We start from the raw sequence: 5,593 nt of genomic DNA on the forward strand, positions 1-5,593 counted from the left end.
ATAGTGGGATTGAAATGAGCATACATCAATAGAACAAGCGCCGAACTTTTTTAGTTAAAATCAGACCATAGTGGGATTGAAATGATTATGCTCTAAGAAGTAGTTTGTGTCTCTTGTGGTTAAAATCAGACCATAGTGGGATTGAAATGACGCACGCAACCGCCCTCTACAATGCATTCGTGTTGGTTAAAATCAGACCATAGTGGGATTGAAATCGCGTAAGTTGGAACTACAGCAACACTGGTCTGGACAGTTAAAATCAGACCATAGTGGGATTGAAATTCTTTATCGGCATCTTGGTAAATTTTATCCATTCCAGTTAAAATCAGACCATAGTGGGATTGAAATGTATTGTTATCTGGAATGATGCTTCGGTTATATGTCGTTAAAATCAGACCATAGTGGGATTGAAATAGGCCTGCTGAGAGACCTTGCGATATTCCTTTGAGGTTAAAATCAGACCATAGTGGGATTGAAATAGCTCTACACACGTGGCGATGACTTTTGGAAATACATGTTAAAATCAGACCATAGTGGGATTGAAATGATCAGAACGGATGGGCAATAGACCATTATGAAGTAGTTAAAATCAGACCATAGTGGGATTGAAATGCAAGGAAGAAGAATAAATATAGAAATAATAGAGGGTAAAATCAGGCAATTCATTCAACCCATTTTATAATTTTACTCCAGTCAAGGTTTTTGTATCTGCTACTCCCTCTACCCTCCTGATTTTATTTACTACGATCTTTTCCATTTCGTCGAGGTCTTCTGCTTTTATCTTTGCTATAAAATCGTATTCGCCAAATAAGGGGTACAATTCCAGTATCCCTCCAATTTTTAATAGTTCATCATAAACTTCATGCTCCTTTGCAGGTATGGTAGAGATAAGGACAAATCCTGTTATCATAACAATATAAAGGAATTATTGGTTATTAAATTTTTTATTGCTGCCATATGACAACCCGTCACCATTATATTTATATGGCATTGTATATTTCAGTTAGGAGATTTCATGTACTATATGATAAAAATAGAAAATACAATCCGCGTCCCCCCCCAATACATTAGGAAAAATTTGGAAGAAGTGAGCAATAAGATAGTTCAGGAAACTTTTGAGGGAACAATGGACAAAAAACACGGCCTTATTCTAATTACAAAAAATGTTAAACGTGTGGGAGAGGGAATGATAATACATGGAGATGGTGCAATCTATCAGGAAGTAATATTTGATGCCCTTACATTTAAGCCGGAATTGCATGAGGTTGTGGATTGCATTATATGCGATGTCGTCGAATTTGGCGCTTTCTGCCATATAGGCCCTCTTGACGCCCTCATCCATAAAAGTCAGATAATGGATGACCATATCGTGATAGATGTAGACAATAAAAGAATGGAAGGAAGACAAACAAAAAAATTTCTGAAAGTCGGAGACAAGGTACGGGCCAGGATAGTGACCATATCTTTGAACGAGATGAACCCAAGAGAAAGTAAGATTGGTTTAACAATGAGACAGCCTGGCACGGGTAAAGAAGAATGGAAGGAAAAGAAGGAGGAAAAATGAGAGCGTGCAAGAAATGTCATTTACTGACTGACAAAAACATATGTTCTTTCTGTGGCTCTCCGACTTCCGAGCACTGGCAGGGTTATACAGTTATTATAGACCCTCAAAGGTCAAGAATTGCACAGAAAATGGGCATAAAAATGCCGGGAAGATATGCGCTGAAGGTCAGATGATGTACACGCTGATGGATAACAAAAGAAATGAATTGCGTAAGATTATGGGCGAGCTGATAACCGAAGATGATATTGACAAGAAAGAAATGAAGGGAAAAATAGTCTCGGTTGGAGATATGGTTACAGCGACATTAAAAAAGCATGGCATAGAGCCCGATATTTCTATTGTAGATTACAAGATAGAGCGAAAGAAGTGCGGGCATGAACTCAAAAATATTATAAGGGAAGGAAATGAGAAAGTAAAAAAAGTTCGCAACCCTCAAAAGAAAATAACCGACGATCTGTGGAATGCCATCGAAGAGGCATATGCCCGTAACGAAAAAGTCAGGATAGAAGTTGAGGGGGAGGACGACCTTGCGGCGTTGCCGGCAATATGCCTTGCCCCTCCAGATACGACGGTTATGTATGGCCTGCCGTCACGGGGCATTGTTTTTGTTGAAGTCGGCGATGATGAAAGAAAGAAAGTTTGGAGTTTCTTAAAGAAAATGGAGGAATAAAATGGAAATAGAGATTGTATCAAGGAAAGAGAACAAAATTCTAGAAAGAGAGGAACTGCTCTTTAGAATAAAATATGAAGGAAAGACCCCGTCCAGAAACAAAGTCGGAGAGCAACTGGGCAGTATGCTGGGCGGAAAAAGAGTGATTATCCTGGAATACATAAAACCAGTTTACGGCATCACCGAGGCAAATGGATATGCCAGGGTATACTCATCCGAGGAAAAAGCAAGAGAAATGGAAGCAAAACATATCATAGAAAGAAACCTCAAAAAGAAAGGTGCTGAAAAAGAGAAACAGCCGGCTGAAGAAAAACCTGTAGAAGGAAAAAAGGAGGGAGAGAAAAATGGATAAAAGGGAACTATACGAGATTAAGGATAATAAACTCGTGAGAAAAAGAAAGACATGCCCAAAATGCGGTGATGGAGTATTCATGGCAGAACATGCTGATCGTTTCAACTGCGGAAAGTGTGGGTACACCGAATTCAAGAAGTAATATGGAAGAGTTGATGGAAGAATTGGACATAGATAGTATAGATAAATTATTCGGTGATATTCCCGAAAAAATAAGGATAAAAGGACTTGGCATACCGCCGGGAAAAAGTGAAATTGATGTCGAAAGGGAAATAAGCGATACGCTCAAAAAAAATAGGTCATTCAATGACATGCCTTCGTTTCTTGGAGGAGGCATACAGCCCCATTATGTGCCGCCTGCGGTAAGGCATATTGTATCCAGGAGCGAGTTTTATACATCGTACACTCCATATCAGCCGGAGTTTTCTCAGGGAATGCTCCAATCCGTGTTTGAATACCAGTCTGTCATATGTGAACTGACGGGCATGGATGCGGCGAATATATCAATGTACGATTTCGCCACATCTCTTGGCGAAGCTGCCAGGATGGCAAAGAGAATAAACAAGAAAGATACGTTTCTCATACCCGAAAATATTTCATGGGAAAAGAAATCTGTGCTTAAAAATTATGTGAGAAATGCGGGCATGAGAATAAAGGAAATCCCGTATGGCGAAAATGGAAAAGTGAACCTGTTTGCCATAGGCGATGCAGGAGATGTGGCCGGCATTTACCTTGAAAATCCTAATTTTTTTGGCATAATTGAGGACAGGATAGACGAGATAAGAGAAATAAAAGAAAAAACGGACGGATTGATTGTTATGGGTGTCGACCCTCTACTCCTTGCGATAGTAAAGCCGCCATCCGAGTACGGAGCAGATATAGTTATCGGGGACGGGTGGATGGGAAACCCGATGAATTTTGGGGGCTCTCGCCTGGGCATTTTTTCATGCAGGAAGGAATATATAAGACAGATGCCGGGAAGGATAATAGGCGCCACTACCGATAGAGATGGAAAGAGGGCATTTTGTATGACAATGCAGACCAGGGAGCAACATATAAGGCGGAAGAAAGCAACAAGCAACATCTGTTCCAATGAGGCATTATGTGCGATTGCCTTTGTCGCATATATTTCACTTCTGGGGAGAAATGGCTTAAGGAGTCTGGCAGCTACAAACGTAAAAAATGCAAGATATGCTGCAGAGGAACTTTCTTCCATTGGCTTTGAAATACCATTCGGCATGACTTTCTTCAATGAGTTTGTTGCCATACCACCAGTCAATGCAGGAGAGTTGAATAATTCTCTTCTTTCAAAAAATATGCATGGCGCGCTTTTGCTTGGCAACCACTTTCCAGAGTTGAAAAATGCGTTGCTTTATGGAATTACAGAAATGCATTCCCGTGAGACAATAAATAAAATGGTTGAAGTCACAGGGAAAATAGTGGAGGGAAAGTATGTATAAGATGGCGAGCTATGATGAGCCGCTCCTGAATGAAATGGAGGAGGTGAAAAAAGGCGATACCGATGACACAGATATTCCAATTCCAAAGAGCATAATGAGAAGGGAGCTTAACCTGCCGTCACTTGATGAAAGAAGTGTGGTAAAACACTTTACCCATCTCAGCCAGATGAATTACGGCATAGATACGGGAACATATCCTCTCGGTTCATGCACAATGAAGTACAACCCGAAAATTCTTGAGGAAGTGGCAAGAGGCGATAAAGTTGGATACATCCATCCGTATCAGCACGAATCGACCGTACAGGGTGCACTAGAAATAATGTATAACCTGGAAAAAATGCTTTGTGAAATAACAGGAATGGATGCTTTTTCTCTTCAGCCCATCGCTGGTGCGCATGGTGAATTCACAGGTATGTCAATTGTAAGGGCTTACCACGAAAATAATGGCGAGAAAAGAAACGAGGTCATTTTGCCCGACTCTGCCCATGGAACAAATCCTGCTTCTGCCAGAATGGCCGGATTTGATGTCGTTGAAATCCCGTCAAGGGAAGGAAGGGTGGATATGGATGCATTGCATAGTGTTTTATCAAAAAATACGGCCGCATTTATGCTCACGAATCCTAACACTCTTGGAATATTCGAAAAGGATATACTTGAGATTTCCAGGGAAGTAAAAAAGGTTGGGGCACTGCTTTATTATGATGGCGCAAATTTGAATGCAATAATGGGAAAAGCCAGGCCGGGAGATATGGGCTTCGATATAGTTCATCTCAATCCCCATAAAACATTTGCCACGCCCCATGGTGGAGGGGGGCCCGGGGCCGGGCCTGTAGGGGTGAAAGCAAATCTTGAAAAATTTTTGCCGGTGCCGAGAACCATAAAAGATGAGGGATACCATCTTGATTATGACAGAGCGAACTCAGTAGGAAAAATGTCTCATTTCTACGGGAATTTTCCTGTATTGCTAAAGGCGTATACGTACATTCTGTTGAAAGGTTGCGACGGGTTGAAGGAAGCGACTGAGAGAGCCGTGCTCAATGCCAACTATCTCATGAAAAAATTGAATGGCAATTATGAAGTTCCCTTTGGCGGCGGGAGAATGCACGAATTTGTTATATCCGCTAAAAGACTTAGGAAAAAGGGCATAAGGGCACTTGATGTAGCCAAACGTCTGATTGATTATGGTGTCCATCCCCCCACGATATACTTTCCAATGATCGTAGAAGAGGCGATGATGATAGAGCCCACCGAGAGCGAAAGCAAGGAAACTCTAGACAGATATGCAGACGCACTCAACGCAATAGCAGAAGAGGACGCCGAGGTGGTAACAAATGCCCCGCTCAATGCACCGATAAAAAGGGTTGATGAATCTAAGGCGGCACGCAGTCTCATATTGAAATGGAGTGATTTTTCTCCCTAAAGTAGTCTCTACGAATAGGAATTTTTCCTGAAAAATTTCGACATTTTTTATAAAGAGCAATGTCTTATCTCTTGGAGTGGGATGAGATGACACTTTATGAATTTGGACAAAAAATTCGCAAAGCCAT

8 protein-coding genes and 1 CRISPR repeat array are annotated in these 5,593 nt (G+C 41.2%); of the genes, 7 read left to right on the forward strand and 1 reads right to left on the reverse strand.

From position 1 onward, the window contains the following. Window positions 1-53 precede the first annotated feature (53 nt). Window positions 54-676: a CRISPR direct-repeat array (repeat unit 30 nt; unit sequence GTTAAAATCAGACCATAGTGGGATTGAAAT). Beyond that, window positions 677-910: an Lrp/AsnC ligand binding domain-containing protein gene (locus tag U9O96_05630; protein ID MEA2054580.1), complete on the reverse strand. Its 234-nt coding sequence runs from the start codon at window positions 908-910 to the stop codon at window positions 677-679. A gap of 105 nt (window positions 911-1,015) precedes the next feature. Here U9O96_05630 and U9O96_05635 point away from each other — a divergent pair, with 105 nt between their 5' ends. The 7 genes from U9O96_05635 to gcvPB are packed head-to-tail and all read left to right on the forward strand — an operon-like array spanning window position 1,016 to window position 5,466. Then, on the forward strand, window positions 1,016-1,564 hold the full coding sequence (locus tag U9O96_05635) for a DNA-directed RNA polymerase (protein MEA2054581.1): 549 nt from the start codon (window positions 1,016-1,018) through the stop codon (window positions 1,562-1,564). Further along, window positions 1,561-1,737: a transcription elongation factor subunit Spt4 gene (spt4, locus tag U9O96_05640; GenBank protein ID MEA2054582.1), complete on the forward strand. Its 177-nt coding sequence runs from the start codon at window positions 1,561-1,563 to the stop codon at window positions 1,735-1,737. Before U9O96_05635 ends, spt4 begins: the two co-directional genes overlap by 4 nt. Beyond that, on the forward strand, window positions 1,734-2,234 hold the full coding sequence (locus tag U9O96_05645) for a DUF359 domain-containing protein (protein ID MEA2054583.1): 501 nt from the start codon (window positions 1,734-1,736) through the stop codon (window positions 2,232-2,234). Before spt4 ends, U9O96_05645 begins: the two co-directional genes overlap by 4 nt. A 1-nt stretch (window position 2,235) precedes the next feature. Next, window positions 2,236-2,586, forward strand: a complete 351-nt coding sequence (locus U9O96_05650; protein ID MEA2054584.1) for a 30S ribosomal protein S24e — start codon at window positions 2,236-2,238, stop codon at window positions 2,584-2,586. Further along, the gene (locus U9O96_05655; protein ID MEA2054585.1) at window positions 2,579-2,728 is read left to right on the forward strand and encodes a 30S ribosomal protein S27ae; all 150 of its coding nucleotides are present in this window, start codon (window positions 2,579-2,581) and stop codon (window positions 2,726-2,728) included. The genes U9O96_05650 and U9O96_05655 overlap by 8 nt, the downstream gene beginning before the upstream one ends. A gap of 13 nt (window positions 2,729-2,741) precedes the next feature. Continuing rightward, a complete protein-coding gene (gcvPA, locus tag U9O96_05660) occupies window positions 2,742-4,046 on the forward strand; it encodes an aminomethyl-transferring glycine dehydrogenase subunit GcvPA (protein MEA2054586.1) in 1,305 nt (434 codons plus the stop codon). After that, the gene (gene gcvPB, locus U9O96_05665) at window positions 4,039-5,466 is read left to right on the forward strand and encodes an aminomethyl-transferring glycine dehydrogenase subunit GcvPB (protein ID MEA2054587.1); all 1,428 of its coding nucleotides are present in this window, start codon (window positions 4,039-4,041) and stop codon (window positions 5,464-5,466) included. Before gcvPA ends, gcvPB begins: the two co-directional genes overlap by 8 nt. Window positions 5,467-5,593 lie beyond the last annotated feature (127 nt).

The organism is Candidatus Thermoplasmatota archaeon, from assembly GCA_034660695.1.
GTDB lineage: Archaea > Thermoplasmatota > E2 > UBA202 > DSCA01 > JAYEJS01.